Source organism: Parapedobacter sp. ISTM3 (assembly GCF_016533505.1).
Taxonomy (GTDB): domain Bacteria; phylum Bacteroidota; class Bacteroidia; order Sphingobacteriales; family Sphingobacteriaceae; genus Parapedobacter; species Parapedobacter luteus.
The window spans coordinates 22,553-48,209 of sequence record NZ_JAENGN010000015.1; the positions used below are offsets into that span (position 1 = coordinate 22,553).

Sequence of the window (25,657 nt, forward strand, 5' to 3'; positions counted from 1 at the left end):
AATACAAAGATACAAAATGTTCTGCCATATTCACTTATTCACCGTCGAATACCTCGAAGCGATCCCAGAAGCCATCTTTGGGCAGTCTTGCAAACAACACTATGGGTTCTTTTTTGATAGGATGCACAAAAGACAGCTTCTTAGCGTGAAGGCAGATCGATCGCCTCAGGCTTCCCCTTGGGTAACCATACTTATGGTCACCTACGATCGGGCACCCCATGGAAGCCAACTGCGCACGTATCTGGTGCGTACGTCCGGTCAGCGGATACACCTCAAGCAAATAATACCCATCCAATTCGCCCAATAACCGGTAATCCAATTCGGCATATACCCTACCGTCCGCGGCTTCACGATGTACCTTTGTGACGTTTTGCGTACGGTCACGTGAGAGCCAGTGCACCAGTTTAGCTTCCGGCTGCTCAGGAGGGTTCCGCACGACCGCCCAATAGGTCTTCTGAATTTCCCTATCTTTAAAAAGCTGCTGCATCCGCTCCAGCCCTTTGCTCGTCTTGGCAAAGAGTATCAGCCCGCTTACGGGGCGATCAAGCCGGTGTACCACGCCCACGAAAGCACCGTTGGGTTTACTATATTTTTTGGTTAAATATTTGTTAACCATGTCTTCCAACGGTTCGTCGCCACCCGGATCGGCCTGCACAAGGTACCCCGCGCGCTTATTTACAGCAAGCAAATGGTTATCTTCATAGATGATATCGCTGTCGGAAATAGGCATATTCAAGTATCTTCACGTTACGCCGCAAAGATAATAATTTAGGGAATGACCATCAAATCCACAAATTCATTAACGGGCATTGCGGCCAACTTATCGATATCCAGCGACGCATCAAACACCTGTTGCTGCTGTTTTGGCGAAAATATACGTGCGAGATTGGTTTTGTATTTCTCTATCAACACCGGCATCCCTTCTTCCCGACGGCGCTTATGACCAATGGGATACTCCACGACCACCTCATCCAGCACCGTTCCTTCGGCCAGTGTCACCGTGAGCGCATTGGCGATGGACCGTTTTTCGGGGTCGTGGTAGTCCGACGTAAATTGCGCATCCTCTTCGGTTTCCATCACTTCACGCAACCGATCAATACGCGGGTCGGATGCCACCCTATCCTCATAATCCGCAGCTGTCAGTCTCCCAAAGATTAGGGGTACGGCAATCATATATTGGATACAATGGTCACGATCGGCCGGATTATGCAAAGGCCCCTTCTTATCAATGATGCGGATAGCCGCCTCGTGCGTGCGAATGCGGATATGTCGGATATCAGCCGCCGTCTTGCCCAATTCGTTGAGCTTACGGTACAACACCATGGCGGCTTCCACGGCCGTCTGTGCATGGAATTCAGCCGGAAATGAAATTTTGAACAACACGTTTTCCATCACATACGAACCGTAATCCCGCTGAAAACGGAACGAATTGCCCTTAAACAACACATCGTAGAAGCCCCAGGTCTTAGCGGTAAGCACCGATGGATAGCCCATCTCACCGGTCTTGGCTATCAGGGCAAGCCGCACGGCCCGGGAAGTGGCATCACCTGCGGCCCATGATTTACGGCTCCCCGTATTGGGGGCATGCCGATAGGTACGCAGCGAATGGCCGTCAACGAATGCAAGCGATACGGCATTGACCAACTCCTCGCGGCTTAACCCCAACAGCTTGCCCACCACCGCCGTGGAAGCCAGCTTCACAAGGAGCACGTGATCAAGCCCCACTTTGTTGAACGAGTTTTCCAGTGCCATCACGCCCTGGATTTCATGGGCCCTAATCATCGCATCGAGCACGTCATGCATGGTCAATGGCGCTTTGCCGTTGGCTGCCGCTGTACGGGAAAGCCAGTCAGCCGTGGCCAATATACCGCCCAGGTTGTCCGAGGGGTGGCCCCACTCGGCAGCCAACCACGTATCATTGAAATCCAACCAACGAATCATCGCCCCGATGTTAAACGCCGCATGTACCGGATCCAGTTGGTAAGAAGTGCCCGGAACCTTGGCCCCATGAGGCACGATAGTACCGCTCACGACGGGGCCGAGCAATTTCGTGCAAGCGGGATAAGTCAACGCTTCGAATCCGCATCCAAGGGTATCCAACAGGCAATAATGCGCTGTTTTAAAGGCCAAATCACTGGAGATTTGATAAGTCAATGTATAATCTACAATATCGGCAATGACGTTATCCGTTTCGGGACGTACGTTTGAAATCGGTGATGACATGTTTTTTATGTTGATTTATGTTTATGCATTAGCTTGTTAGGCGGCAAGCTATAAGCCTAAGCCCAAAGCTTACCGCCTCTTGCTTTGCTTACAGCTTATATCCTATCGGTAAGCGGAACAAACGCCCTGGGGTCCGGTCCGGTGTAATTAGCACTCGGTCGGATAATTTTCCCGTCCTGCCGCTGTTCAATGATATGGGCGCTCCATCCCGTCACCCGCGCAATCACAAACAAGGGCGTAAAAAAGGCCGTGGGTATTCCCATCAGGTGATAAGAAACCGCCGAAAACCAGTCCAGGTTCGGAAACATCCTTTTTTCCTCCCAAAGCAATGTCTCCAACCGCTCTGCAACGGTAAACAGCGTCATATCACCCGATTCCTCGGACAATTGCCGGGCAATCTTTTTAATAACCACGTTCCGAGGGTCGGAAATGGTGTATACCGGGTGGCCGAAGCCAATGATGACCTCCTTACGTTCCAGCCGCTGTTTAATATCCTGAGCTGCCTCGTCTGCACTGGCATACCGACTTTGGATTTCATAGGCCACCTCGTTGGCCCCGCCATGCTTCGCCCCCCGCAAAGCTCCGATGGCCCCCGCAACGCAGGAGTAGATATCCGACCCCGTGCCGGCGATCACACGCCCGGTAAAGGTGGAAGCGTTGAATTCATGCTCCGCGTACAAGTTCAGCGAAATCGCCATAGCCTTGTTCCATGCGGCCGACGGCTCCTTGCCATGCAGCAAATGAAGAAAATGGGCGCCAATCGTTTCGTCGTCAGTCTCTACCTCAATACGCCGTCCGTGTTGCGCATAGTGATACCAGTATAGCAAAGCCGATGCATACGAAGCCAGGAGTTTGTCTGCAATGTCACGTGCGCCGACAGGGTTATGATCATCCCTTTCCGGATAAATGGTTCCCAGTACCGATGTGTAGGTACGGAGGACATCCATCGGATGCGCTGCCGCACCGATCTGTTCCAACACATTTTTCGCAATCTGGGGTAATCCACGAAGCGCCTTCAATTTCGCACGGTATGCCTGCAGTTGCGCCTTGTTTGGCAATTTCTCATGGATAAGCAGATGAGCCACTTCCTCAAAGGAAGCGCCCTCCGCCAAATCAAGGATATCGTAACCCCGGTAATGCAAATCATTGCCACTCCGGCCTACCGTACATAGCGCGGTATTACCGGCCGAAACCCCCGAAAGGGCAACCGATTTTTTGGGCTTAAACGTTGATTGCTGATTATTGTCGCTCATAATTTAGTTGTTGTATGCTGTCCCGCTACTTCCCATACAGCGCGTCCAATTTGCTTTCGAAATCGTAATAACCGATGCTGTCATATAATTCAGCACGGGTTTGCATGGTATCCAGCACATGCCGCTGGGTACCGTCCTGCCGGATATGGGTAAAGACATTCAGCGCTGCCTTATTGGCCGCACGGAATGCGGATAGTGGATATAACACGATGGAAACCCCTGCTTGAGCCAGTTCAGCGACCGTCCACAGCGGGGTCATGCCGAACTCGGTGATATTGGCCAGCACCGGAAGACCCGTCGTCTCTGCAAAAGCGCGATATTGGGTGAGCTCGGATACTGCTTCGGCAAAAATAAAATCAGCCCCCGCTTCGGCATAGGCCACAGCCCTGACCAACGTAGCTTCCAACCCTTCGTTGGCCAGGGCATCGGTACGTGCACCGATGGCAAAATGGCTGTCCGTGCGGGCATCTACTGCCGCTTTCAGCCGGTCTACCATTTCCCCGGCACTCACCAGTTCTTTATTGGGGCGATGCCCGCAACGCTTCGCACCTACCTGATCCTCCATGTGCAGAGCTGCTGCACCGGCTTTGATTAAGCTCTTCACCGTACGGGCCACGTTGAATGCCGAAGGGCCGAATCCGGTATCAACGTCCACCAATAAGGGAGTGTCGCATACGTTGGTCATGCGTTCGACATCAATGAGCACGTCCTGCAATGATGAAATACCCAAATCGGGCACCCCCAAAGAACCCGCAGCCACTCCCCCACCGGAAAGGTAGATCGCCTTGAAACCGGCTTGCGTGGCCAACAAGGCATGGTTGGCATTAATAGCCCCTACGATTTGCAGGGGCTGTTCGGCTTTTAAAGCCGCACGCCAGCGTGCGCCCGCAGATGATGGATTCCCGTCTATCATGTTTTATTCTTGTGAATTGCGTAAATATACGGGATATCCGCCACGTAGGCAAACGCGATGGTAAACTACGCCAGCCGGACGACCTCGCCGGTCTTTACCGACTCGTCGCAGGCAAACGCCACCCGAAGGCTGCTGATGGCATATTCGGTTTCCGCTGTCAAGTCCAGATCCTCCCGGATGGCCTTCAAAAAAAAGCGCTGTTCGCGATTGCACAATTCCTGATGGTCCGGCTCATCCTTGAGGTCTATCCAGCTATCCGGCTGGGTGAAGTTGTTCGCGTCATCGATATCGGCATGGTGGAAACGCAGTGATTCTGTCTTAGTATGTGCCGCCACGGAATCCGATTTGCCGCTTGTCCCCGCTTCCCTGGCCACGATGGATACGGAGCCTTTGGGGCCGATCACATCTTTCACGAAAAATGCTGTTTCGCTCATCATCGGCCCCCAGCCTGCCTCATACCATCCTACCGAACCGTCTTCGAAACGTATCTGCAATTGGCCGTAGTTGTAGTTGTCCGGGGGGATATCGTCCGTAAGTCGGGCGCCGATGGCATTCACCTGAACCGGTTTGCTGCCCGTCATCTGGCACATCACGTCAATGTAATGCACGCCGCAGTCAACAATCGGGCTCAGGCTTTTCATCAGGTTGCGGTGCACATCCCACATCACCCCATGGCTCTGCTGGTTCAGGTTCATCCGCATGACCAGTGGCTTGCCGAGCTCCCCGCTGAGTTCAATAAACCGCTGCCAGGAAGGATGGTACCGCAGGATGTATCCGATAACCAGCTTCTTTCCGGTTTTTGCGGCAACGGCTGCCACACGCTCCGCCCCTTCTACGCTGTCAGCAAGCGGCTTCTCGATAAACACGTGGCAACCTGCTTCCAGTGATTGGATGGCATACCGCTCATGCGTATCGGGATAGGTGGAGATGCACACGGCATCCGGGTGGGTGGCAGCCAGCGCCGCTCCAAAATCATCGTATAGCGAATACCCACCACCCAGGAGGCTGTTCAGTTTTACTTTGCTCTCGCCGGTAGATACCAGACCGCATATCTCAAATCCGTCGATTTCATGATAAGCGCTGGCATGGGAAGCCCCCATGTTGCCGCATCCAACTACCAGCACCCGTATCGGTTTTTCTTGTGTGTTCATCTATTTATTTATCGTTTGCTTGCTTTATTTTCCTTAAAGATCAACAAAAATAACATAAAAATCAGTACGGAGATTTCCGTAGAGGATTGGAGTATTGCCTATTCATGAGAAAGCTGTATCGCATCGCTTTACTAACTTTATCCACCTGGCGTTGGATGCCATTCAAAAAGTACCAAAGATTTGCGGTGGAAGAAACGCATATTATTCCTGAAATACCAGACTGTATGAATAGATGGAAATGATTGCCGTTACGGACTACCCGGAGGCCCCATTTGGCAATATGCATCACACCCGCAACCATAACGGATTTCATGGTCGGGGTACGTCCCCACCACGGTTACCGTAGGGACGCAACAAAATGTTCCAAAACACGTCCACGACATTTCGTCCTCAGGGGGCAGGTTCATCAATTGGTACTCATTATCCCCGAGGTCGTCATTAGCGATAAATGCAGCAAACGAAGAGTTTCTGAAACTATCCAATTGTGACCGAGGAATAAAAAAGGACGTACTTCTGGCATAGGCCACAATCCTACCTTCACCGGTTTCAGACGCGGTGAGAAAGATCAAGGCAGCAATTCCATCACCCGGGTCATAGTCCTTTACACTATCTACCGTAAATGCGCCACTCCATCCAAGTTGGTTCTTTATAATATCCCGAATTTTCAAAATAAGCGCGCTTTCGTCATCCGCAATTACAAATTAGGATGAAGAAGCGGTAAAATTAGTAGATAATGAAATTCTATCGCCCAAATCCGGCCGTTCGGTTTATAGATATTTGTACGCACGGCTGCTACCATGGTTCCTATATTTGGTTAATGTCATTTGTTTTCCTGACATTTTCAGCTGCTGATAGTCTTCAACGGGGGTAGAAGTCGCTTTTCCAATGCCTGATGGATCAAGGATAAAAAACTTGATGCTTTCACTTTCCTTCGGCAACGTATTTATTACCGAATCGACAGTTTCCGGTGAAAGATAAGTCTTCAGTTCAGGGGCTTTCATCGCCTTCACTTCTTGTTTCCAATCTTGCTGAAAATTTTTTACTGTGCTACTTCGATCGGTTGGGAAGAGTCCTAGTGTTCTGGATGGACCCACAGATGTTAAAATAAGAAGCGGCATAACAAACATGCTGAATCTTCGGATTAAACAAACAAGCCTTTCCATGATTCTGCTATTACGTTAGTTTATCAAGTATATCAAAAAACACATTGCTGCATCTAAGCCGGGCGGCACCTAGATATAAAAGGTAAACTAAAAATTCTTTACAAGTGGTGACGTAAATAAACAAAATTGCCCTGCTTATTACTTGTGACAATAAAATGACAAACATATGGGTTCTACATTTATCTCGTTTCCGCACCAACTTTACTATGTAGGCGCTATCCGTGTCAAAGCACCAGATAAGCGCCCAACGAACTGTCGGACTACGGCTAAACCCGAATAAACAACGACGGGATTGCCGGATAGTTGGCTACCGCCTTGGTCAGGCTGGGCGTGAAAATTTTTTGGAAAAACGACTTTTGCGGCCTCACAAATACGAGCAAATCCAAACCATCGGCCATCGCTTCCTGCACGACCGCATTGATATCCACCTTATCTACAGGCATGGCCTTGCAAGAGATACCCCAGTCGGGGTAAGCCTCCTCGACCTTTCGCCGCCACCGCTCCAAATCCTTATCCGGCGCTTCCTCCCCTGCCTTGTAAAAATGCAGCATAGAAAGATGCGGCCTCAGGTTAATAGCCTGCTGAAAAGCAAGCAGTGCGTCCAGCTCATGATCATCGTAAGCCGTAAAAAAGCCCACGCGCTGGAACGCAAAATCTGGTGTATCGATCGGCACGACCAGCACCGGAACGGGCGATTTTTTAATCACTTCATAGGTGGTACTTCCCAAAATACTTTCCGTAATGTTGGTTACGCCTTTAGTACCCATCACAACCAACGAATGCGCGCCATTTTTGAGCTTTTCCGTTACCACCTCAATCATGAATCCCTTGACACATTCGCCCTCGATGCTTACTTCCGGAAACTGCCTGCTTAGGTTTTTCACCAAGTTCTTCATGGCCTCGGCTGATTCCGTCTCCGCCCAACGGATTTGTTTTACACTATGCCCTTCCTCGCCATACCCCGAATATAGGGCGATGTACACGTGCAGCAATTGGACTTGCTGTTTAGAAGCTTTGGCCAATGCGCACGCATATTCAGCCGCGACATACGCGTTCTCCGAAAAATCGGTGGGGACTAATATCGTTTTCATAATACTAATTACAACTAAATGGTGAGCTTTGTGTTAACAAAGATACTTGAAATTGTTGGGCAACCCGTGATAACCGTCACTTTAAAAAATAATTGGAAGCTACATCCGTCATGCGTACGCGAATAGCCGCCCTGATTATCCGGAAGCTTGACCCGCTATCATCTGTTTAAAATTTCCTACATTTGCTTCATGTCAGTAAACAAAGAAATCAAGCGCGTCACCACGCATACCATCCGTCAAATGAAGGCCAATGGCGAGAAGATCGCCATGCTTACAGGCTATGATTATTCCATGGCCCGGATATTGGATGACGCCGGCATCGATATCATTCTGGTGGGCGACTCCGCAGCCAATGTCATGGCGGGCTATGAAACCACCGTCCCTATCACCCTGGAAGAAATGATGTTTCATGCCGCCGCGGTGGTGCGCGCAGCCAAACATGCGCTGGTCGTCGTCGATTTACCTTTCGGCACCTATCAAGGCGACAGCAGTGATGCGCTGAAGGCCGCCGTGCGGGTGATGAAGGAAACCGGAGCCCATGCGCTGAAGGTCGAAGGGGGCATTGAAATCCAGGACACCGTCAAGCGCATTGTGAATGCAGGCATACCTGTCATGGGCCACCTCGGCCTTACGCCTCAATCGATATACAAATTCGGCACATACACCGTACGCGCCAAGGAGGAAGCAGAAGCCAACAAACTAAAAACTGACGCCAAATACCTGCAAGACGCTGGATGTTTCGGTATTGTGCTCGAAAAAATTCCCGCACAGCTGGCTACGGAAGTAACTGCCAGCCTCGCCATCCCAACCATCGGTATCGGTGCCGGGGCTGGTTGCGATGGACAGGTGTTGGTGGTTCATGATATGTTAGGCCTCAATAAGGGCTTCAAACCAAAATTCCTGCGGCAATACCTCAACCTTTATGAAGCAATCGGCGAAGCCGTGGGCCACTATATCCGCGATGTAAAATCTTCGGCGTTCCCGAATGAAAACGAGCAGTATTAGGTTGGCATTAGCCTGACGCCCGGCGCTTGCACTTAAGCGGCAACCGACTTCATAAATCGAGTTTCCATACAACAATTTACGCCAACGGATTGTTAGCTGGCTATGGAAACCGTCATTTTTGGAAATACACTGCAGGCATACCTTATCGTACTGGCCGTCATACTCGCGGGCATATTGATCATCCGGCTATTCAAACGCGCGATATTGACTTGGCTCAGGCGGGTTGTCGACAAAACAGCATCTACTTTTGACGATTTCCTGTTGCAGGGCATCAGCTCCACCCTCTTGCCTCTCCTTTATTTTGGCGTTTTTTATTTTGCTTTGAAAAGCCTCATCCTGCCCGCTTGGCTTAATCGGGCACTGGAGATCGCTGGCATGTTCCTCTGGACTTTCCTAATCACGCGGCTCATCATCTTCGCCATCCATTATTTTCTCAGAAACCACCTCCAACGAAGGGGACAGGGAGATGCGAGCTTTCAGCAAATACGGGGCATCACGCTCATCCTATCGGGCTTGATCTGGATCATAGCCATCCTTTTCTTTATCAGCAACCTGGGATACAACGTAGCAACGCTGCTGACCGGCCTGGGAATCGGCGGCATAGCCATCGCCCTGGCGACCCAGAATATTATTGCCGACTTATTCAACTACTTTGTACTCTTTTTTGACCGTCCATTTGAAGTGGGCGATTTCGTGGTCGTGGAAGACAAAAGCGGGACGGTGGAATCCATCGGCATCAAAACCACCCGGATCAGGGCGCTTACGGGCGAACAGCTGGTCTTCTCCAATACCGACTTAACGAATTCGCGCCTGCATAATTTCAAGCGCCTGCAAAGGCGGCGCATCGTTTTTTCCATCGGGGTTACCTACGATACACCGAAGGATAAGTTGACAAAAATACCACAAATCATACGCGATGCCATTGCCAGCCAGCCGGAAACGCTCTTCGACCGGGCGCATTTCGCGTCTTATGGCGATTTCAGCCTAATTTTTGAGGTGGTATATTTTGTCCTGAGCGATAATTTCAACAAGTATATGGACATTAACCAGGGAATAAATCTATATATCTACGAAGCTTTCCAGAACGAAAACATCGAATTTGCTTACCCCACGCAAAGCCTCATCGTACGGAATCCGGCTGTGCCAAACGAATCCGACGATATCAGCCGGTGATCGCTTGCCAAATCAGATCTTTGAGTTGCGGTATATTTTTTCCCGAAACCGCAGAAATAAACACAGCGGGAATACCTGCCGGGATTTCCTGCCGCATTTCGGTCTGCAGCTCATCATCCAGCAAATCCGATTTGGTGACAGCGAGGATGCGGGGTTTGTCCTTCAACTCGGGGTTAAAGGCAATCAGTTCATTCAGCAGTATCCGGTATTCTTCAGCTATCGTGCGCTGGGTATCCGCCGGAACCATAAATAACAATACGGAGTTGCGCTCAATATGGCGCAGGAAACGGTGGCCCAGTCCCTTCCCTTCGGAAGCGCCTTCAATAATGCCGGGGATATCGGCCATCACGAACGATTTATTGTCGCGATAAGAGACAATACCCAGGTTGGGCACCAGCGTCGTAAAAGGGTAGTCGGCAATCTCGGGCTTCGCGGCTGACACCACGGAAAGCAAGGTGGATTTGCCGGCGTTGGGAAAACCGACCAGCCCCACATCCGCCAGCACTTTGAGTTCGAGAATGATCCACTCTTCCTTACCCGGTTCTCCCGGTTGAGCAAATCGCGGTGTTTGCTGTGTAGCGCTTTTGAAATGCCAGTTGCCCAGTCCGCCGCGTCCGCCGGCAGTCAGCACCTTGGTCTCCCCATCTTCGGTGATATCAAACAGGATCTCATCGGTATCCGCATTGCGGGCTACCGTCCCCAGCGGCACTTCCAGCACCTCATCCTTACCGTTGGCTCCATGCTTCAGCGCGCTGCCGCCAGGTTGACCATCCTCAGCAATGACATGCTTGCGGTATTTTAGGTGAAGCAAGGTCCAAAGCTGCGCGTTTCCTTTCAGGATAATATGCCCGCCCCGGCCGCCGTCGCCACCGTCTGGACCGCCTTTGGCCGTGAATTTATCCCGGTGCAAATGCGCAGATCCTGCACCGCCGCGGCCAGACCGGCAGCACACCTTCACATAATCAACGAAGTTCGATCCCTGTGGCACTGGCTAAACCGGCAATCCGTCAACAATCCCTTTAATTTCCCTGAAAATAGCATCAATATCGCCGATACCATTGACTTTGGTCAACTTTCCCTGCTGCTCATAGTAAGGCAGCACGTGGATAGTCTTATTGAAATACTCCTCAATGCGTTTTTTCAATTTTTCACTATCATCGTCCGCGCGGTTGCTGATGGCTTTGCGCTTGGCAATGCGTGCCGTCAATTCCGCTTCGGTTACATCAAGCGCAATGACTCCACCGATGGTCGTTCCCTTTGATTCAAGAAAGCGATCCAATGCTTCGGCTTGTGCAACGGTACGTGGAAAGCCGTCAAAAATGAAACCTTTTGCCTGAGGATTTTTATCGATTTCTTCCTCCAACATGGCGATCGTAATGGAATCCGGAACCAATTCGCCGTCTGCAATCAGCTTACTTACGCGCTGCCCCAATTCGGTCTGGTTGCTGATATGCGCCCTGAACAGATCGCCAGTTGAAATATGCACCAATTGATAATGATCAATAAGCTTCTGCGATTGGGTACCCTTCCCTGCCCCGGGAGGGCCAAACAAAACAAGGTTTAGCATATAAGTCTATCCATAAAAAAATATAGCCTAACCGGCATATTGATTAGGCTATATAAGTGAAACATGTGCGCTTGAAGGGAGTCGAACCCCTAACCTCCTGATCCGTAGTCAGGTGCTCTATCCAATTAAGCTACAAGCGCATTCCCGAATCGGTTTGCAAAGATAGAAATCTGATCGATATAACCGAAATATTTTTTGGAAAAATCACAAAATATACGTGCCTGATTGCATTATTGCATTGATTTCATTACTTTTAAAAATCAAAACTTATCACCGTATCGGTTTGTTACTGCATATATGGAATACAATAAAAGCCTAATCAAAAGAAAACGAATCCGCATTGGAGATATTAGTATCAGCTACCTGTCGAGCGATGTAACACCATCACAAAAAAACGTCGTATTTGTCCATGGATTTCCGTTCAACAAAAACATGTGGATACCCCAGTTGGAGGCATTGCCCGCCAATACGGGCGGCATCGCCGTAGACGTACGCGGCCACGGCAACAGCACCATGGGCCACGGATTCTTCAGTGTGGATGTTTTTGCGAAAGACTTATTGGTTTTCCTCCGGAAACTGGGTATTACCCAAACCGTGCTTTGCGGCGTATCCATGGGCGGATACATCGCCCTGAGGGCCTACCAAATCCAACCGGAAATTTTTTCAGGCCTGATATTGAGCGATACCCACTCCTTGGCAGATGACAATACCGCTAAGCTCAAGCGGTTTGACAGCATCCAATCCGTATTGAAAAATGGTAAACGTGCCTTTTCCATCGGTTTTGTCAACAATGTATTTTCAACCAGGAGCCTCGCTGAAAACCGCGAAGCAATCGATCTCATCAAAAGCAGCATACGCCGCAATACGGAGACCAGCATTTGCGCGACCCTGCTGGCGCTGGCTTCCCGTACCGACACTACCGATAGCCTTAAGGATATATCCGTCCCAACGCTCGTCATCCGCGGTGCGGAAGACCGGATAACTACCCAGGAGCAGGCACAACTTCTGGTATCCAATATACCGGACGCCGAATACGTGGAAATCCCCGAATGCGGGCACTTACCTAACCTCGAGGATGCCGAACGCTTCAATTCGGCAATGAATACGTTTTTGAACCGTATCAAGCCATTGTAAAAATCCATGCCGGGGATTGCATTATTGCATGCTACATGGTTACTTTGCTGCGTTGTCCCTTACCGACACCCCGCATGAAGAAAATCATTAAGCGCATGTTGCTAGCTCTCATCATCATTTTGGCCGTATTTGCCATTGCTATTGCCGTATTCATTCAACAACCGCCGTTTGGGAAAGCACCTGCCGGCGAACGCCTCGAACGCGTGAAAAACTCACCCAACTATAAAAACGGAAGTTTCCAAAATATTGAAGATACGCCGGATCTGGCAGAAGGTGTGAATATGCTTACTGTCCTGTGGAGTTTCCTTTTTAATAAAACACCGAGGCAGGTTCCTACCGATCACATTCCTAGCGTGCAGACCGACCTCCGTACGCTCGATATCCAGACGGACGTATTGGTGTGGTTCGGCCACTCATCGTATTTTCTGCAAGCCGATGGCAAACGGTTCCTCGTTGATCCGGTGTTCAATGGCAACGCTTCGCCCGTCTCGTTTACAACGAAGAGCTTCCCCGGCACTACCGGATATCATGCATCGGACATGCCAGCCATCGACTATCTTATCATTACGCATGATCATTGGGATCACCTCGACTACAACACGGTCAAAAAACTTGAGCCTACGGTAAAACAGGTGATTTGCCCCTTGGGCGTCGGCGCGCATCTTGAACATTGGGGATATCCGCCAACCAAGATCACCGAACTAGATTGGCATGAGTTGGCACCGCTGGCCGAAGGCTTCACGCTACGAGCAACCCCCGCACGCCATTTCTCCGGCCGCGGCCTCAAGCGCAATGGCACACTCTGGGCATCGTTCGTGCTCAACACCCCGTCCCGGCGCATTTTTATTGGCGGAGACAGCGGCTATGGCAGTCATTTTCAAGCAATCGGCAACCAATACGGGCCGTTTGATTTGGCCATCCTTGAAAATGGGCAGTACAATGCTTACTGGATATACATCCACATGCTGCCCCATCAAGTGGTACTCGCGGCCAAAGATCTGGGAGCAAAACGCCTGCTGCCCGTACATAATTCCAAGTTTCCACTGGCCATGCATGCGTGGGACGAACCCTTAATTCTTGTATCCGAAAGCAGTAAAAACACGGATATGCCACTGTTGACACCCCAGATCGGCCAGCCGGTCTACTTGAGCGATAGCACGCAGGTATTCAACCGCTGGTGGGATGGGGTAGAATAGGACGCAAGCCCGCCGTTATAAAAGCTCACATTCAAACCCATGATCGCGAAACAGCGATACGACCTCAGCATCGATATTTGTTGTGGATTCCATCCTCAGCACCCGATCGCTGTCCCATAGATCAAAACTAAAACAGCTGCCCGGAAATCGTAAAGCCAGCATTTCCAGTATGGGTTTTGCCTGCCATTCTTCAACCACATTAGTCCGGTACACGGTAATCAGTAATTTGCCATCCAATGAAGGCTGCATATAAACACTTTTCATCCCTTTCGGTAGACCATTAACGTATTGAATTCGACCGTGCAAAAATGAACGACAACGATCAAAAACATCCCGTGCAAAACGGATTAAAAACCCGCCAAAAATTACAACAAATTGATTATCTAATATTTAACCTCCTGTTTCAGGCAATATAAGCCGTGAACCTAAGACAAATTTCAGGTTTTGCGGCAGCCACGACGTCTCCGGCTGTTTGATTTCGGACATAGGATCGCAGCGAAGTGAGCGTTCCAGCCAGAATCAAACAGCTGGGGATAAACGGAAATTTGTCGCACAACTTTAGGCTATTTCGCGCTAAAAATTTATTTTTGGAATCAAACATTCTTGGCATCAATTTCCGTGAAACATGGATTTTTACCAACACTTTCCACTGACGAATATCCAGGGTATCGGTCTCGAAAATCCGGATGATATGTCCGCCACCATCCATCTCTCGCATGACGGATTGGGCGTGTTCTCTGCCAGCAGCCAGCGTTACCAGCACGCGTGGGTGACGGACTGCCAGACAGAGCCGATATTGACGATGTACTTTTCGATGGTCGGAATCTGCCAGGCCAAGGAAAAACACTGCCCAAAAATCTACGAACTGCGACACAATCACCATATCCTTAGCTTTTCGCCATACTTCGAAGGCATGTATTCCGTGAAAGGCGAGCGTATCGATACCTTTGGCGTGAGCATGACGGAGCGCCACTTCAAACGGCTGATGGTTAGTGAGCTGGATTGCCTCCAACGGTTTTGGGAGAAAGTAAGCCGCAGCGAAGAGGCCGATATTGCCCCTTTTCCTTTACCCATTACGCCCTTGCAGAAGATACTAATCCACGAACTTCAGCATTGTGCGTATACGGGCGAAATGAAAAAATTGTTCTACGAGTCGAAAATCGCTGAACTCTTTTTAGCCCAGGCCTTACAGGCGGAAACCGCTTACGGCATGACTACTCAGGACTTATCGTCGCCTGATCGGGCTCGATTGCATGCGGCCAAAGCATTTATCGAGAAAAACATGCTGGAACCGTTAAACATGCGGCGGATATGCCAGGAAACAGGGCTCAATGATTTCAAGCTAAAAAAGGGCTTCAAGGAACTTTTTGGCACCACCGTGTTCGAATATTTCACCAGACTCCGGATGGAATATGCGCGCAAATTACTACTTGACACGTCGCACCATGTGAATGAGGTGGCCTACACCCTGGGATACGGCGACCCCTACAACTTTACGAAGGCATTCAAGAAGCACTTCGGCTACTTGCCCAGCAAGCTCAAAGTATAAAAAATCCGTACCTTCGCTTCCATAAACCCTATCACCCATGGACAACGCCTATCGGATCCCGGCGCGTAGAACAGTTATCATCGCAACGACAGGGATCATCATCGCAGTAGCCACCTTTTTTATTTGGAAAAATTACCAACCGGTGGCCGTGAACGCCAGCAACATCGCCTTTGCTAAATACATTGAAGGGTACTCAACCGGTGTGATCTCCCGGAAAAGCACGATACGGGTACGCCTCGCCGCACAGGTCAGTACCTTCCAGCAGACCAATCAGGAAGAAAATCGCCGGCTGTTTACCTTCACCCCTGCCCTAAAAGGCAAAACCTACTGGGTTGATGCCCGTACCGTAGAATTTAGACCCGACGAACCCTTAACCCCCGGAGCGGCATACCGCGCAAAATTTGAGCTTGGCCAAGTAGCGGAAGTCGCCGAAGAACTGCAGGCCTTCGTATTCGACTTTAAGGTCATCGCCCCCGCCTATAGCATCGAAATGGATGGGCTGAAGACACAGACCTCCAGTGCAATGGACCGGATGAAATTTACGGGACGCATCCGTTTTTCGGACAATGAACAGCCGGAAGCCATCGAAAAGATATTGACCGCCACCCATGAAGGGGACCCCCTGCGCATCAAATGGGCACATGACGGCGCCGCCCGTGTTTCGGCATTTACCATTGACTCCGTCTTACGTGGCGAGCAAGCGACCAAGCTGACATTGCAGTGGGATGGTACGCCCATCCATGCCAGAAAAAAGGATAAGCAGGATGTTGAGGTACCGGAAGTCGGCGCATTTAAGGTGCTTGACATCCGCGCAATACATGAACCCGATCAGCATGTGTTGATACAGTTTTCAGATCCGCTGTTGGTAGCCCAGCAACTCCATGGCCTGATTGGCGTCAGCGGTGTCAGCGACACGCGCTACACCATTGATGGTAGCGAAGTGAAGGTCTATGCACCCAACAGGCTTGAAGGCAATTATTCGGCGACAATAAACGAAGGTGTAGCGAACATCAACGGGCAAAAAATCACAACGGCCTATGCGGCCAACCTCAACTTTGAAAACAGGTTACCGTCCGTAAGTATCCCGGGAAAAGGCACTATTCTGCCCGGTTCAGGCAAGCTTACGATGCCCTTCGAGGCGGTTAACCTCCGCGCCGTAGACGTAACCATCGTGAAAATCTACGAAAACAATGTGCCCCAGTATTTTCAGAACACCTACGACAGCAAATTCGAACTCCGCCGCGTGGCTAAACCGGTCGTGCAGAAAACCATCCCGCTGGACACGGACAACGGACTCAATCTGCGGCGCAAAAATCGATTTTCATTAGACATCGACCAATTGCTGAAAGCCGAGCCCGGCGCTATTTACCGTATCCTGATTGGTTTTCGCCACAGCTACTCCGTATACCCATGCGGCGAGGCCAGCGTCGGCGAGGCCGGCGAAGAAGAGGGGCGCCAATATTATTACGCAGACCATATCGATGAAGACGACGAATTCTGGTCACGGTACAACAATTACTACCCTTACGATTACGATTGGAACGAACGCGACAACCCCTGTCATCCTTCATACTATACCACCGAACGGTGGGCAAGCCGGGATATGCTCGCTTCAAACATTGGGCTCCTTGCCAAGCGCGGCAACGACAACAGCATGACCGTCATTGCAACCAGCATTCTCTCCGCCCAACCGCTGGAAGGCGTGGAAATCAAATTACTGGATTATCAACAGCAGGTCATCCAAACCGGCACGACAAACCGTGATGGTTTCGTTGAAATAGCGGCTATCCGGAAGCCCTTCATGCTCATCGCCGCGAAGAATGACGAACGGGGTTATCTCAAACTCGACGATGGTTCGGCGCTTCCGCTCGGGCGATTTGACGTGGGCGGCGACGTGGTGCAAAAAGGAATCAAGGGATTTATCTATGGCGAACGCGGTGTCTGGCGGCCTGGTGATTCGCTTTTCATCAGTTTCATCATGGAAAACCAATCAGCCAACCTACCGGCCGGCCATCCTGTCACGTTGGAATTGTACAACCCCAAGGGCCAGCTGGCCAGCCGTTTGGTGGAATCGAGGCACACAAATGGCTTTTATACCTTCAAGACGCAGACCGCATCCACCGCACCTACCGGCAATTGGCTGGCCAAGGTCAGTGTCGGCGGCGCCGTATTCCAGAAAACACTGAAAATAGAAACCGTCATCCCTAACCGCCTCCGCATCGCGCTTGACTTCGGCGATCACAAGGTACTGCGTAAAGGCAGCAACATTCCCGTACGACTTGCTGCCCAGTGGCTCTTCGGAGCCGATGTGCAACACCTGAATGCGCGTGTCGAGGCCGTTGTATCACCCGTGGCTACGTCTTTTGCGGGCTACCCGCAATACACGTTTGACGACCCCACACGTAGCTTCACCACGGAAAGTGAGGTGCTTTTTGACGGCACGTTGGATGGGCAGGGGAAAGCCTCCTTCCCTGCGGATATCACCGCTACCAATGAAGCCCCCGGTATGCTGCGCGCCAGCTTCACCACCCGGGTTTTTGAGCCGGGTGGCCATTTTAGTATTGATAACGTCAACATGCCATATAGCCCATATGACAGTTACGTGGGTTTGCGCACGCCGCAAGGCGACCGCCTGTCGGGCATGTTGCTGACCGACCAGGACCATGAAGTGGAAATCGTGGATGTAGATGCCAATGGCAAAAAAATCGCCGGCAGCCGCCGCGTTCAGCTCGAACTTTACAAAATCCGCTGGCGATGGTGGTGGAACCAGGAGGGAGAATATTTCGGCAACTTCACGCAAGACCGGTATAACCAACTACTCAAAAAAGAGACCATCACACTCAACAATGGCAGCGGCAAGTGGAATATCCGCATAAATTATCCCGATTGGGGCCGTTACCTCATTCGGGTGGTTGATCTTTCCAGTGGCCATGCTGCCGGAAAGACCTTGTATATCGACTGGCCCGGCTGGGCACAGCGCGAACAGCAAAATAATCCTACTGAAGCAGCCATGCTGTCGTTTACTGCCGACAAGCAAACCTATCGTGCGGGCGATGAGATTACGCTGACCATCCCGTCCTCGGCGGGCGGACGAGGCCTCATCTCTGTTGAGAGCGGCAGCCGCGTACTCCAACGTGAGTGGATAACCACCGAGCAGGGGCAGACCGTTTATAAGTTTAAAGCAACGGCGGCGATGGCCCCTAACGTATTTGCAAATGTCACCCTGCTGCAACCGCACGCGCAAACGGCCAACGACCTTCCCATCCGCATGTACGGCGTTATCCCGCTGAACGTTGAAAATCCGCAAACCGTCCTCAAGCCCGCCATAACGTTGGCCAAAACGCTACGTCCTGAGACAAAATCCAGCATCACGGTTTCCGAAGCTTCGGGCAAGGCCATGACCTATACGGTAGCCCTGGTCGATGAGGGACTGCTTGACCTGACCCGCTTTAAGACGCCCGACCCACACGCCAGCTTCTACGCGCGCGAAGCATTGGGCGTCAAATCATGGGATCTTTTTGATCAAGTGCTCGGGGCGTGGGGCGGCGACCTGGAGCGTATCCTCAGTATCGGTGGCGACGGTGAAATCGACCGCAACGTAAATCCCGCTAAAGCGAACCGCTTTCAGCCTGTGGTCAAGTTCCTGGGGCCGTTCACGCTGCGTAAGGGCGGCAAAAACACCCACACCTTTACATTGCCCCCATATGTCGGGTCGGTACGCGCCATGGTGGTCGCCGGACAGGATGGGGCATACGGATTTGCCGAAAAGGCAGTAGCCGTCAAAAAGCCCCTGATGCTGTTGGCTACCCTGCCGAGAGTTATTGGCCCCGGGGAATCCTTCAGGCTCCCCCTTACGGTCTTTGCCATGGAAAACCACGTCAAACAGGTAAACCTTGAAGTGACCGCATCCGGCGGATTGTCCGTACAGCAAGGAAGGCAAACGCTCGCATTTGCCGAGCAGGGCGAACAAATGGCATATGCAACGGTCACCGCGGGAAATCATACCGGAGTGGGCAAGCTCCGGGCCGTGGCGAGCAGCGGTAATGAAACGGCCGTATACGAAGTGGAAATCGATGTCCGCAATCCCAACCCCTTTGTTACCTCGGTGGATAAAGCCGAAGTCAACGGCGGTGCTTCGTGGCAACGGGATATTACGCCGCTCGGGCCGGGCAACCGCAATAGCGCGATGGTGGAGGTATCTTCCCTGCCTCCCATCAACCTCAGCAAACGGCTCAACTACCTCATCCGCTATCCCTATGGATGTGTGGAGCAGGTCACCTCAAGCGTTTTCCCCCAGTTGGTGCTCGATCGGCTTGTCGAACTCAGCGGAACGGACAAGACTGCTATTGACCGAAACGTCAAGGCGGGAATCAATCGGCTCCGCAATTATCAGTTGCCCAATGGCGGACTGGGATACTGGCCGGGCGCCAATGACGCCGATGAATGGAGCACCAATTACGCAGGCCATTTCCTGCTTGAAGCGCAGGCCAAAGGGTTTGCCCTGCCCGCCGGCTTTTTAGACGGGTGGTTGCGCTACCAGCGAAACATGGCACAAAACTGGACGCCCAATCAATACAATTGGCGCGGGGGCGATCTTGTACAGGCTTACAGGCTGTATTTGCTGGCCTTAGCCAAAGCGCCAGAAATTGGTGCGATGAACCGGCTGAAAGAATTTCAATACCTGTCTGACGAGGCAGCATGGCGCCTTGCGGCCGCTTACCAACTGGCGGGCCAGGGCATCATCGCCAATCAATTGGTCAAGAACAAGCCGACCGATGGCAAACCTTATGGCCAAGCCGGACGTACCTTCGGATCGGCGCTGCGCGATCGTGCGATGATACTCGAAACGCTGGCATTGGTGGGGCGGCGTGAGGAAGCTGAACGCGTACTGACCGCAGTAGCCGCTAAGCTGGGAGACGACAACTGGTATAGCACGCAAACCACGGCTTATGCCTTGCTTGCCATCGGCAAATTTAGCGGCGCCCCCCAACAAGGCACCCCTTTTTCCTATACACTTAATGGCAAGTCCAATACCGTCAAGATGGCCACCTACCTGCACCGCATCACGTTGGACATGAAGACGCCTATTAATCAATTGCGCATCCAAAATGACAGCAACCGCAAATTGTATATCCGCGTTGTACGCGAAGGCCAAGTGCCTGCAGGCGAAAACCCGCCCGTGGCCAATCATGAAGGTTTGCTGGCGATGGACGTGCGTTATACCGACAACAAGGGGGAAGTCATCCATCCGGCAAGACTCATGCAGGGCACGGATTTTATCGCCGAAGTGACCCTTAAAAATATCGGAAACATGGGCACATATGAACATATGGCACTCGCGCAGATTTTTCCGTCGGGCTGGGAAATCATCAACACCCGGCTAAACGACACGGAGTCGGCGTTGCGCTCCTCCCCCGCTGCGTTCAAGGACATCCGTGACGATCGTGTGCTTACACATTTCAACATCAGGCAGGGCGAAACGCTGACGTACCGCGTATTACTTAACGCCTCCTATGCAGGCCGTTATTTCCTGCCAGCAGTAAGCGCCGAGGCGATGTATGACGACCGGATTCAGGCCATCGTCCCCGGAAACTGGGTAGAAGTTGTGGACGGCGGTCAGTGAACGGTGGCCGGTGGCCGCTGATCGCTGTCCGCCGATCACCGAACTGCAGTCAATGCCTGCTCAATCAATTCGCCATAAAATTCGGTTTCGGTCATTCCTGCCGCACGAACCTGCTGGGGGATGAAGCTTTGAGCCGTCTGCCCCGGCACGGTATTGATCTCAATGAAAAAGAAACGCTCAGTGTCTTTTTCGAGGAAAAAATCGACGCGGACCATGCCCCGGCAGTTCAGCCGGATATAAATAGCCTTCACCAGCCGCTCGATACGGTCCCGCTGTTCGGCAGAAAGGGCTGCCGGGGTAATTTCCTGCGTCAAACCTGCCACATATTTGGCCTCGAAATCAAAAAACTCGCGCTCCGTGATGACCTCCGTCGCCGGTAACACAAACAACCCGTCCGCACGCCGGTAAATGCCTACCGAAAATTCCCTCCCTTCCACAAACGCTTCCACAATCACTTGCCTGCCAGTATTGGCTGCATTGAATGCCTTTTCAATCGCTTCGGCCAGTTCGGTTTCGGCTTTCACTTTGGTCATCCCAATGCTGCTTCCGCCGCCATTCGGCTTTACGAAACAGGGCAATGCCAACTCCCGCAAGACGATATCTGCTGCCTCTCCCCGCTGTGACTCGAATAGCTGTACCGACTTAGCCAGATACAAGTCTGGTATGCCCGCCAATACCGCTTTGGTATACGCCTTGTTCATCGTCAGCGCCGAAGTAAGCGCATCGCACGAGGTGTAAGGCAGACCTATCATATCAAAATAGCCTTGCAGCCGGCCATCCTCCCCCGGGGAGCCGTGCACCATGATAAAGGCCAGGTCAAAACGGACGACATTTCCGTCCATCGGTAATGTAAAATCTTCCCGGTTAATCGCGTGTTTCACGCCATTATCAGCCACGAAAAACCAGCTGGTGGCCGTGATGGTGATCAAATATACATCGTATTTGGACTTATCAAGTTGCTGGTAAACAAATTCCGAGCTCTTCAGCGAAATCTCAGCCTCCGCTGTATATCCCCCAGTAACCAATGCAATTTTCAGTTTCATATGCAGCAAACTTAGTTAAAATCGGGCACTTTTTTTACCGGATGCTTCGCGGTGCATGATAAGTTTCGGATGAGGCCGTTCACGATTTCACCGTAGGCCCGCATCGCCGCGCCACCTCTCTTGCATATGAAAGCAAGTTTGGCTAAGTTTGTCCGGCATATCCGATTTTGATTGACAGGATGCAAAGTGTGGCGCTAATATTGCGGAGCCACCTAATAAACAGGGCATTCAACACCGATACGACAGATGACAACATGGTAAAATTTTTTCAGTACCTAAGAACAGACACATTTAGAAAAAACCTTATAGGTGCACTTATCGGGCTGACCGTCTTTTTTCTAATCATCGTTTTCAGCCTTCGCCAATACACGCGCCACAGCGAGTCCGTGGCGGTCCCCGAACTCAAAGGGTTACTGATAGATGATGCCGTAAAAAAATTGCAGTCGCAAGGGTTTGAATACGATCTGGACTCGGTGTATCAAGTAGATGCAAAACCCGGCTTGGTGATTGAACAGGATCCAGATCCCAATACGAAGGTAAAGAAAAACCGGACCCTTTACCTAACCATCATTACGCGTACGGCGCCGGAAGTGGCTTTTCCGGACCTCGTAGAAAAAACGTTTGTGGAAGCGCGGGCCGTACTGAATAGCTATGGACTGAAACTGGGAGATACGACGTATATTCCCGATATCGCGCGTGACGTCGTGCTCGATGTCAAGTTCGGTGGCGAACGGCTCAATGCCGGGCGCCCCGTGCCGAAGGGATCGACCATCGATTTGGTCTTGGGCGACGGACGGGGTGCCAATGAGGTGCAAGTACCGGACCTCACCGGCCTCACGTTGGCCGAAGTACAGTTTGCACTGCAAGGCGCATCGCTGACGTTAGGCACGGTCAACTATATGGGCATGGTGACCGATAGCCTCACTGCTGTGGTCATTACCCAAACGCCAGCACCGGATGATCCGATGGTAAGCATTGGGACACCAGTAAACATCGCATTGGCGAATCAGTGATAGGTGGTCGGTGATGGTACGTTGAGGAACAATACATATGGAAAAAACAAAAAAGAAAGGGCTTTTTAGGCTACTGCTCGTGATTGCCAGCGTGGCGGCAATCATCGGAATCATCTTCGCTTATCGATTTTACAAAGGTTTTTTTGCCCCGAATGTCACTGCCGAAACCGAATACTTGTATGTTTATACGCATTGGGATTTTGAGGATGTCATGACCAGCATCGGAGAACTGCATATCGTCGACGATACCGCTTCATTCCGCTGGGCCGCCAACAAGATGGAATACCCTGACCGTATCAAACCGGGGAAGTACAAACTGGAGCCGGGCATGAACAACCGCACGCTAATCAATAAATTAGGCGGAGGCTTCCAAGAACCCGTCAAGCTCCGATTTGAAAACATCCGGCTCAAGGAAAACTTCGCCGCCGTACTGGCCAACCATCTTGAACCGGATTCCATCGCCTTTATTGACCTGTTAAACAACGATAGCCTCGCTACGCGATACGGGTTCAACCGCGAAAACTTCTTTAGCATGTTCATCCCTAATACATACGAGCTGTACTGGAATACCTCCGCAACGCGTTTTGTGGAACGCATGCATGAAGAATACCAGAAATTCTGGAACCCTGCGCGTAGGGCAAAAGCGGAAAAACTCAACCTCACGCCCCAAGAAGTCAGCGTACTGGCGTCCATCGTCAAAGGTGAAGCTTTGCATACCGATGAAATGCCTACCATTGCTGGACTTTACCTCAACCGCCTGCGGAAAGGTATGTTGCTACAGGCCGACCCCACGGTTATCTTTGCCAATCAAGATTTTACCATCCGCAGAGTGTTATACAGGCATCTCCGCACAGACTCGCCGTACAACACGTACTTGTACCGTGGCCTGCCTCCCGGACCCATTATGATGCCCAGTATCGCGGCGATTGATGCTGTGCTGAACTACCAACAGCACGACTACCTGTATATGGTTGCCAAAGAGGATTTCTCGGGGTACCACAATTTTGCCGTGTCACAGGCTGAACATAGCAGGAACGCGCGCAAATTCCAACAAGCATTGAACGAACGAAATATCATGCGCTGATGTACACGTTTGAAACGAAAGTAAGAGTTCGCTATGCGGAAACCGACCAGATGGGATACGTCTATTACGGCAATTACGCCACGTTCTACGAGGTAGGGCGCGTGGAACTTTTCCGCAGCCTGGGATTCTCATACAAAGCACTGGAAGACAGCGGCATCATGCTTCCGGTATTGGAGCTGCACTCCCGTTTTATAAAACCGGCCAGATATGATGAAGAACTTACGGTACGGGTTTCTTTAAAAGAAAAGCCGGCAATCAAAATCCGGTTTGACTATGAGCTGTTTAATTCAGAAGGCGAGTTACTTAATACAGGGACAACCACCTTGGTATTCGTCAACATCAAGCGCAACAAGCCATGCATGGCGCCCCCTGAATTTCTGGACCACTTGCAACGCTACTTCCCATAACGATGAGCTGGGCACACCGTATACTACTGAAATTCAAACCCTACAACCATTTTGTAGAATGGACCAAAGTGGTTGTGCTTCCCGGATTTGGATCGCTGCCCCTATATACGGTCGCTACGTTTTTTTTTCAGGAAATAGCGCGTGAATCCATTCTCAATAAAGCTTCCTCCTTGGCTTACAACTTCATGCTGGCTATTTTCCCGGGCATTATTTTTTTATTTACGTTGATTCCTTATATTCCCATAAACAATTTTCAGCAGCAATTGCTTGACTTCATGGAGGTGGTCATGCCCGAAAACGCCTTTCTTACGGTGGAATCTACGTTGGAAGACATCGTGAAGAACCAAAACAGCGGCTTGCTCTCCGTTGGTTTTATCTTAGCAACCTTCTTTGCAACGAATGGCGTCAGTTCACTGATGCTGGCATTCAACAAATCATCGTTACTTATCGAAAGCCGGAGCTGGGGCCATCAACGGTTAGTCGCTATAGGCCTGACCTTGATGATCATCATCGCGCTCACGGTAGGGATGACCGTCTTTACCGCCGCCGGTTATGTCATCGGTTATTTGCGGAAAAACCTCGAATTCAACGCGGCGTTCTGGGGCTTCGTCATTACGGCATCCCGGTGGCTGATTCTCTTTGGCATCTATTTTTTTACGGTAAGTGTGCTGTATAAGTTCGGCCCGGCATCGTCAAGGAAGTGGAAACTTTTTAGCCCCGGTGCCATGCTGGCGACCATTCTTGCCATATTGACATTTTCGGGATTTGCGTTTTACATCAACAACTTTAACGCATACAACAAACTTTACGGCTCCATCGGCACCTTGATTGTCATCATGATCTGGCTTTATCTCAACTCGCTGATTTTACTGGTAGGCTTTGAATTAAACGCCAGCATAGCCCTTTCGAAGCAAAGCATCAAGATTGTACGTCCCCGTAGATTCAACACATTCAAATCCAACGACGCCGTTACGGACGCTGTGCGCACGACAAAATAAGAACGAACCGATTAATTTTTTTTCCGCTGAATGAACTCTGGCACACTTTTATCGGATAAGCTGCCATATGG

The 25,657-nt window shown here is 51.0% G+C and carries 22 protein-coding genes and 1 tRNA gene; 10 read left to right on the forward strand and 13 right to left on the reverse strand.

Going from position 1 to position 25,657, the window contains the following annotated elements; genetic code table 11:
• Positions 1-34: 34 nt before the first annotated feature.
• The 8 genes from JHJ32_RS17575 to JHJ32_RS17610 form a co-directional block, all read right to left on the reverse strand.
• A complete protein-coding gene (locus tag JHJ32_RS17575) occupies positions 35-730 on the reverse strand; it encodes an RluA family pseudouridine synthase (protein ID WP_079715501.1) in 696 nt (231 codons plus the stop codon).
• Between the two features lie 38 nt (positions 731-768).
• Entirely contained in the window at positions 769-2,223 is a 1,455-nt protein-coding gene (locus JHJ32_RS17580; RefSeq protein WP_079715500.1) for a bifunctional 2-methylcitrate dehydratase/aconitate hydratase, read from the reverse strand.
• Positions 2,224-2,318: 95 nt separating this feature from the next.
• On the reverse strand, positions 2,319-3,476 hold the full coding sequence (prpC, locus tag JHJ32_RS17585) for a 2-methylcitrate synthase (RefSeq protein WP_200121848.1): 1,158 nt from the start codon (positions 3,474-3,476) through the stop codon (positions 2,319-2,321).
• Positions 3,477-3,501: 25 nt separating this feature from the next.
• Complete coding sequence (gene prpB, locus JHJ32_RS17590; RefSeq protein ID WP_200121850.1) at positions 3,502-4,389, reverse strand: methylisocitrate lyase; 888 nt, start codon at positions 4,387-4,389, stop codon at positions 3,502-3,504.
• 65 nt (positions 4,390-4,454) lie between these two features.
• A complete protein-coding gene (locus JHJ32_RS17595; RefSeq protein ID WP_200121851.1) occupies positions 4,455-5,540 on the reverse strand; it encodes a Gfo/Idh/MocA family protein in 1,086 nt (361 codons plus the stop codon).
• 248 nt (positions 5,541-5,788) lie between these two features.
• Positions 5,789-6,208 (reverse strand): hypothetical protein, encoded by a 420-nt coding sequence (locus tag JHJ32_RS17600; RefSeq protein WP_200121852.1) that lies wholly within the window; start codon positions 6,206-6,208, stop codon positions 5,789-5,791.
• 99 nt (positions 6,209-6,307) lie between these two features.
• Entirely contained in the window at positions 6,308-6,703 is a 396-nt protein-coding gene (locus tag JHJ32_RS17605) for a hypothetical protein (RefSeq protein WP_200121853.1), read from the reverse strand.
• Positions 6,704-6,969: 266 nt separating this feature from the next.
• The gene (locus JHJ32_RS17610; protein WP_079715494.1) at positions 6,970-7,794 is read right to left on the reverse strand and encodes a universal stress protein; all 825 of its coding nucleotides are present in this window, start codon (positions 7,792-7,794) and stop codon (positions 6,970-6,972) included.
• Between the two features lie 189 nt (positions 7,795-7,983).
• Here JHJ32_RS17610 and panB point away from each other — a divergent pair, with 189 nt between their 5' ends.
• Positions 7,984-8,799, forward strand: a complete 816-nt coding sequence (gene panB / locus JHJ32_RS17615; RefSeq protein ID WP_079715493.1) for a 3-methyl-2-oxobutanoate hydroxymethyltransferase — start codon at positions 7,984-7,986, stop codon at positions 8,797-8,799.
• A gap of 102 nt (positions 8,800-8,901) precedes the next feature.
• Positions 8,902-9,972, forward strand: coding sequence for a mechanosensitive ion channel family protein (locus JHJ32_RS17620; protein WP_200121854.1), 1,071 nt, complete (start codon positions 8,902-8,904; stop codon positions 9,970-9,972).
• On the opposite strand, the gene obgE is transcribed toward JHJ32_RS17620, so the two are convergent.
• The 3 genes from obgE to JHJ32_RS17635 all read right to left on the reverse strand — a co-directional run bounded on the left by obgE (position 9,962) and on the right by JHJ32_RS17635 (position 11,679).
• Complete coding sequence (gene obgE / locus JHJ32_RS17625) at positions 9,962-10,960, reverse strand: GTPase ObgE (RefSeq protein WP_200121855.1); 999 nt, start codon at positions 10,958-10,960, stop codon at positions 9,962-9,964. The genes JHJ32_RS17620 and obgE overlap by 11 nt on opposite strands.
• Before the next feature lie 3 nt (positions 10,961-10,963).
• Positions 10,964-11,539: an adenylate kinase gene (locus JHJ32_RS17630; protein ID WP_079715490.1), complete on the reverse strand. Its 576-nt coding sequence runs from the start codon at positions 11,537-11,539 to the stop codon at positions 10,964-10,966.
• Positions 11,540-11,605: 66 nt separating this feature from the next.
• A tRNA-Arg gene (locus JHJ32_RS17635) sits at positions 11,606-11,679 on the reverse strand.
• 157 nt (positions 11,680-11,836) lie between these two features.
• Between JHJ32_RS17635 and JHJ32_RS17640 the strand changes: the two genes are divergently transcribed.
• Positions 11,837-12,673, forward strand: coding sequence for an alpha/beta fold hydrolase (locus tag JHJ32_RS17640; RefSeq protein ID WP_079715489.1), 837 nt, complete (start codon positions 11,837-11,839; stop codon positions 12,671-12,673).
• 74 nt (positions 12,674-12,747) lie between these two features.
• Positions 12,748-13,869, forward strand: a complete 1,122-nt coding sequence (locus JHJ32_RS17645; RefSeq protein ID WP_079715488.1) for an MBL fold metallo-hydrolase — start codon at positions 12,748-12,750, stop codon at positions 13,867-13,869.
• 15 nt (positions 13,870-13,884) lie between these two features.
• Here JHJ32_RS17645 and JHJ32_RS17650 read toward each other — a convergent pair whose 3' ends face one another.
• Positions 13,885-14,133, reverse strand: a complete 249-nt coding sequence (locus tag JHJ32_RS17650; protein ID WP_139378522.1) for a hypothetical protein — start codon at positions 14,131-14,133, stop codon at positions 13,885-13,887.
• A 361-nt stretch (positions 14,134-14,494) separates the two neighbouring features.
• Here JHJ32_RS17650 and JHJ32_RS17655 point away from each other — a divergent pair, with 361 nt between their 5' ends.
• The gene (locus JHJ32_RS17655; protein ID WP_079715486.1) at positions 14,495-15,418 is read left to right on the forward strand and encodes an AraC family transcriptional regulator; all 924 of its coding nucleotides are present in this window, start codon (positions 14,495-14,497) and stop codon (positions 15,416-15,418) included.
• A gap of 37 nt (positions 15,419-15,455) precedes the next feature.
• Positions 15,456-21,041 (forward strand): alpha-2-macroglobulin, encoded by a 5,586-nt coding sequence (locus JHJ32_RS17660; RefSeq protein ID WP_200121857.1) that lies wholly within the window; start codon positions 15,456-15,458, stop codon positions 21,039-21,041.
• Positions 21,042-21,076: 35 nt separating this feature from the next.
• Here the strand turns inward: JHJ32_RS17660 and JHJ32_RS17665 are convergent, their stop codons facing one another.
• Positions 21,077-22,084, reverse strand: coding sequence for a D-alanine--D-alanine ligase (locus tag JHJ32_RS17665; protein WP_200121859.1), 1,008 nt, complete (start codon positions 22,082-22,084; stop codon positions 21,077-21,079).
• Positions 22,085-22,338: 254 nt separating this feature from the next.
• On the opposite strand from JHJ32_RS17665, the gene JHJ32_RS17670 reads away from it, so the two are divergent.
• Genes JHJ32_RS17670 through JHJ32_RS17685 form a run of 4 tightly spaced genes read left to right on the forward strand, consistent with a single transcriptional unit; the run spans position 22,339 to position 25,586 of the window.
• Positions 22,339-23,097, forward strand: coding sequence for a PASTA domain-containing protein (locus JHJ32_RS17670; RefSeq protein ID WP_079715989.1), 759 nt, complete (start codon positions 22,339-22,341; stop codon positions 23,095-23,097).
• A gap of 37 nt (positions 23,098-23,134) precedes the next feature.
• A complete protein-coding gene (gene mltG / locus JHJ32_RS17675; protein ID WP_079715483.1) occupies positions 23,135-24,181 on the forward strand; it encodes an endolytic transglycosylase MltG in 1,047 nt (348 codons plus the stop codon).
• Positions 24,181-24,588 (forward strand): thioesterase family protein, encoded by a 408-nt coding sequence (locus JHJ32_RS17680; RefSeq protein ID WP_079715482.1) that lies wholly within the window; start codon positions 24,181-24,183, stop codon positions 24,586-24,588. The genes mltG and JHJ32_RS17680 overlap by 1 nt, the downstream gene beginning before the upstream one ends.
• Before the next feature lie 2 nt (positions 24,589-24,590).
• Positions 24,591-25,586 carry a YihY/virulence factor BrkB family protein gene (locus JHJ32_RS17685; RefSeq protein ID WP_200121861.1) on the forward strand — a complete coding sequence of 332 codons (996 nt, stop codon included), beginning with the start codon at positions 24,591-24,593 and terminating at the stop codon, positions 25,584-25,586.
• The last annotated feature ends 71 nt before the right edge of the window (positions 25,587-25,657 follow it).

Coding starts and splice junctions, on each gene's coding strand:
- JHJ32_RS17685 (WP_200121861.1), top strand. CDS start 24,591: ATGAGCTGGGCACACCGTATACTACTGAAATTCAAACCCTACAACCAT.
- prpC (WP_200121848.1), bottom strand. CDS start 3,476: ATGAGCGACAATAATCAGCAATCAACGTTTAAGCCCAAAAAATCGGTT.
- panB (WP_079715493.1), top strand. CDS start 7,984: ATGTCAGTAAACAAAGAAATCAAGCGCGTCACCACGCATACCATCCGT.
- JHJ32_RS17650 (WP_139378522.1), bottom strand. CDS start 14,133: ATGAAAAGTGTTTATATGCAGCCTTCATTGGATGGCAAATTACTGATT.
- JHJ32_RS17655 (WP_079715486.1), top strand. CDS start 14,495: ATGGATTTTTACCAACACTTTCCACTGACGAATATCCAGGGTATCGGT.
- JHJ32_RS17605 (WP_200121853.1), bottom strand. CDS start 6,703: ATGGAAAGGCTTGTTTGTTTAATCCGAAGATTCAGCATGTTTGTTATG.
- JHJ32_RS17630 (WP_079715490.1), bottom strand. CDS start 11,539: ATGCTAAACCTTGTTTTGTTTGGCCCTCCCGGGGCAGGGAAGGGTACC.
- JHJ32_RS17645 (WP_079715488.1), top strand. CDS start 12,748: ATGAAGAAAATCATTAAGCGCATGTTGCTAGCTCTCATCATCATTTTG.
- mltG (WP_079715483.1), top strand. CDS start 23,135: ATGGAAAAAACAAAAAAGAAAGGGCTTTTTAGGCTACTGCTCGTGATT.
- JHJ32_RS17575 (WP_079715501.1), bottom strand. CDS start 730: ATGCCTATTTCCGACAGCGATATCATCTATGAAGATAACCATTTGCTT.
- JHJ32_RS17670 (WP_079715989.1), top strand. CDS start 22,339: ATGGTAAAATTTTTTCAGTACCTAAGAACAGACACATTTAGAAAAAAC.
- JHJ32_RS17610 (WP_079715494.1), bottom strand. CDS start 7,794: ATGAAAACGATATTAGTCCCCACCGATTTTTCGGAGAACGCGTATGTC.
- JHJ32_RS17620 (WP_200121854.1), top strand. CDS start 8,902: ATGGAAACCGTCATTTTTGGAAATACACTGCAGGCATACCTTATCGTA.
- JHJ32_RS17640 (WP_079715489.1), top strand. CDS start 11,837: ATGGAATACAATAAAAGCCTAATCAAAAGAAAACGAATCCGCATTGGA.
- JHJ32_RS17680 (WP_079715482.1), top strand. CDS start 24,181: ATGTACACGTTTGAAACGAAAGTAAGAGTTCGCTATGCGGAAACCGAC.
- JHJ32_RS17665 (WP_200121859.1), bottom strand. CDS start 22,084: ATGAAACTGAAAATTGCATTGGTTACTGGGGGATATACAGCGGAGGCT.
- prpB (WP_200121850.1), bottom strand. CDS start 4,389: ATGATAGACGGGAATCCATCATCTGCGGGCGCACGCTGGCGTGCGGCT.
- JHJ32_RS17580 (WP_079715500.1), bottom strand. CDS start 2,223: ATGTCATCACCGATTTCAAACGTACGTCCCGAAACGGATAACGTCATT.
- JHJ32_RS17595 (WP_200121851.1), bottom strand. CDS start 5,540: ATGAACACACAAGAAAAACCGATACGGGTGCTGGTAGTTGGATGCGGC.
- JHJ32_RS17660 (WP_200121857.1), top strand. CDS start 15,456: ATGGACAACGCCTATCGGATCCCGGCGCGTAGAACAGTTATCATCGCA.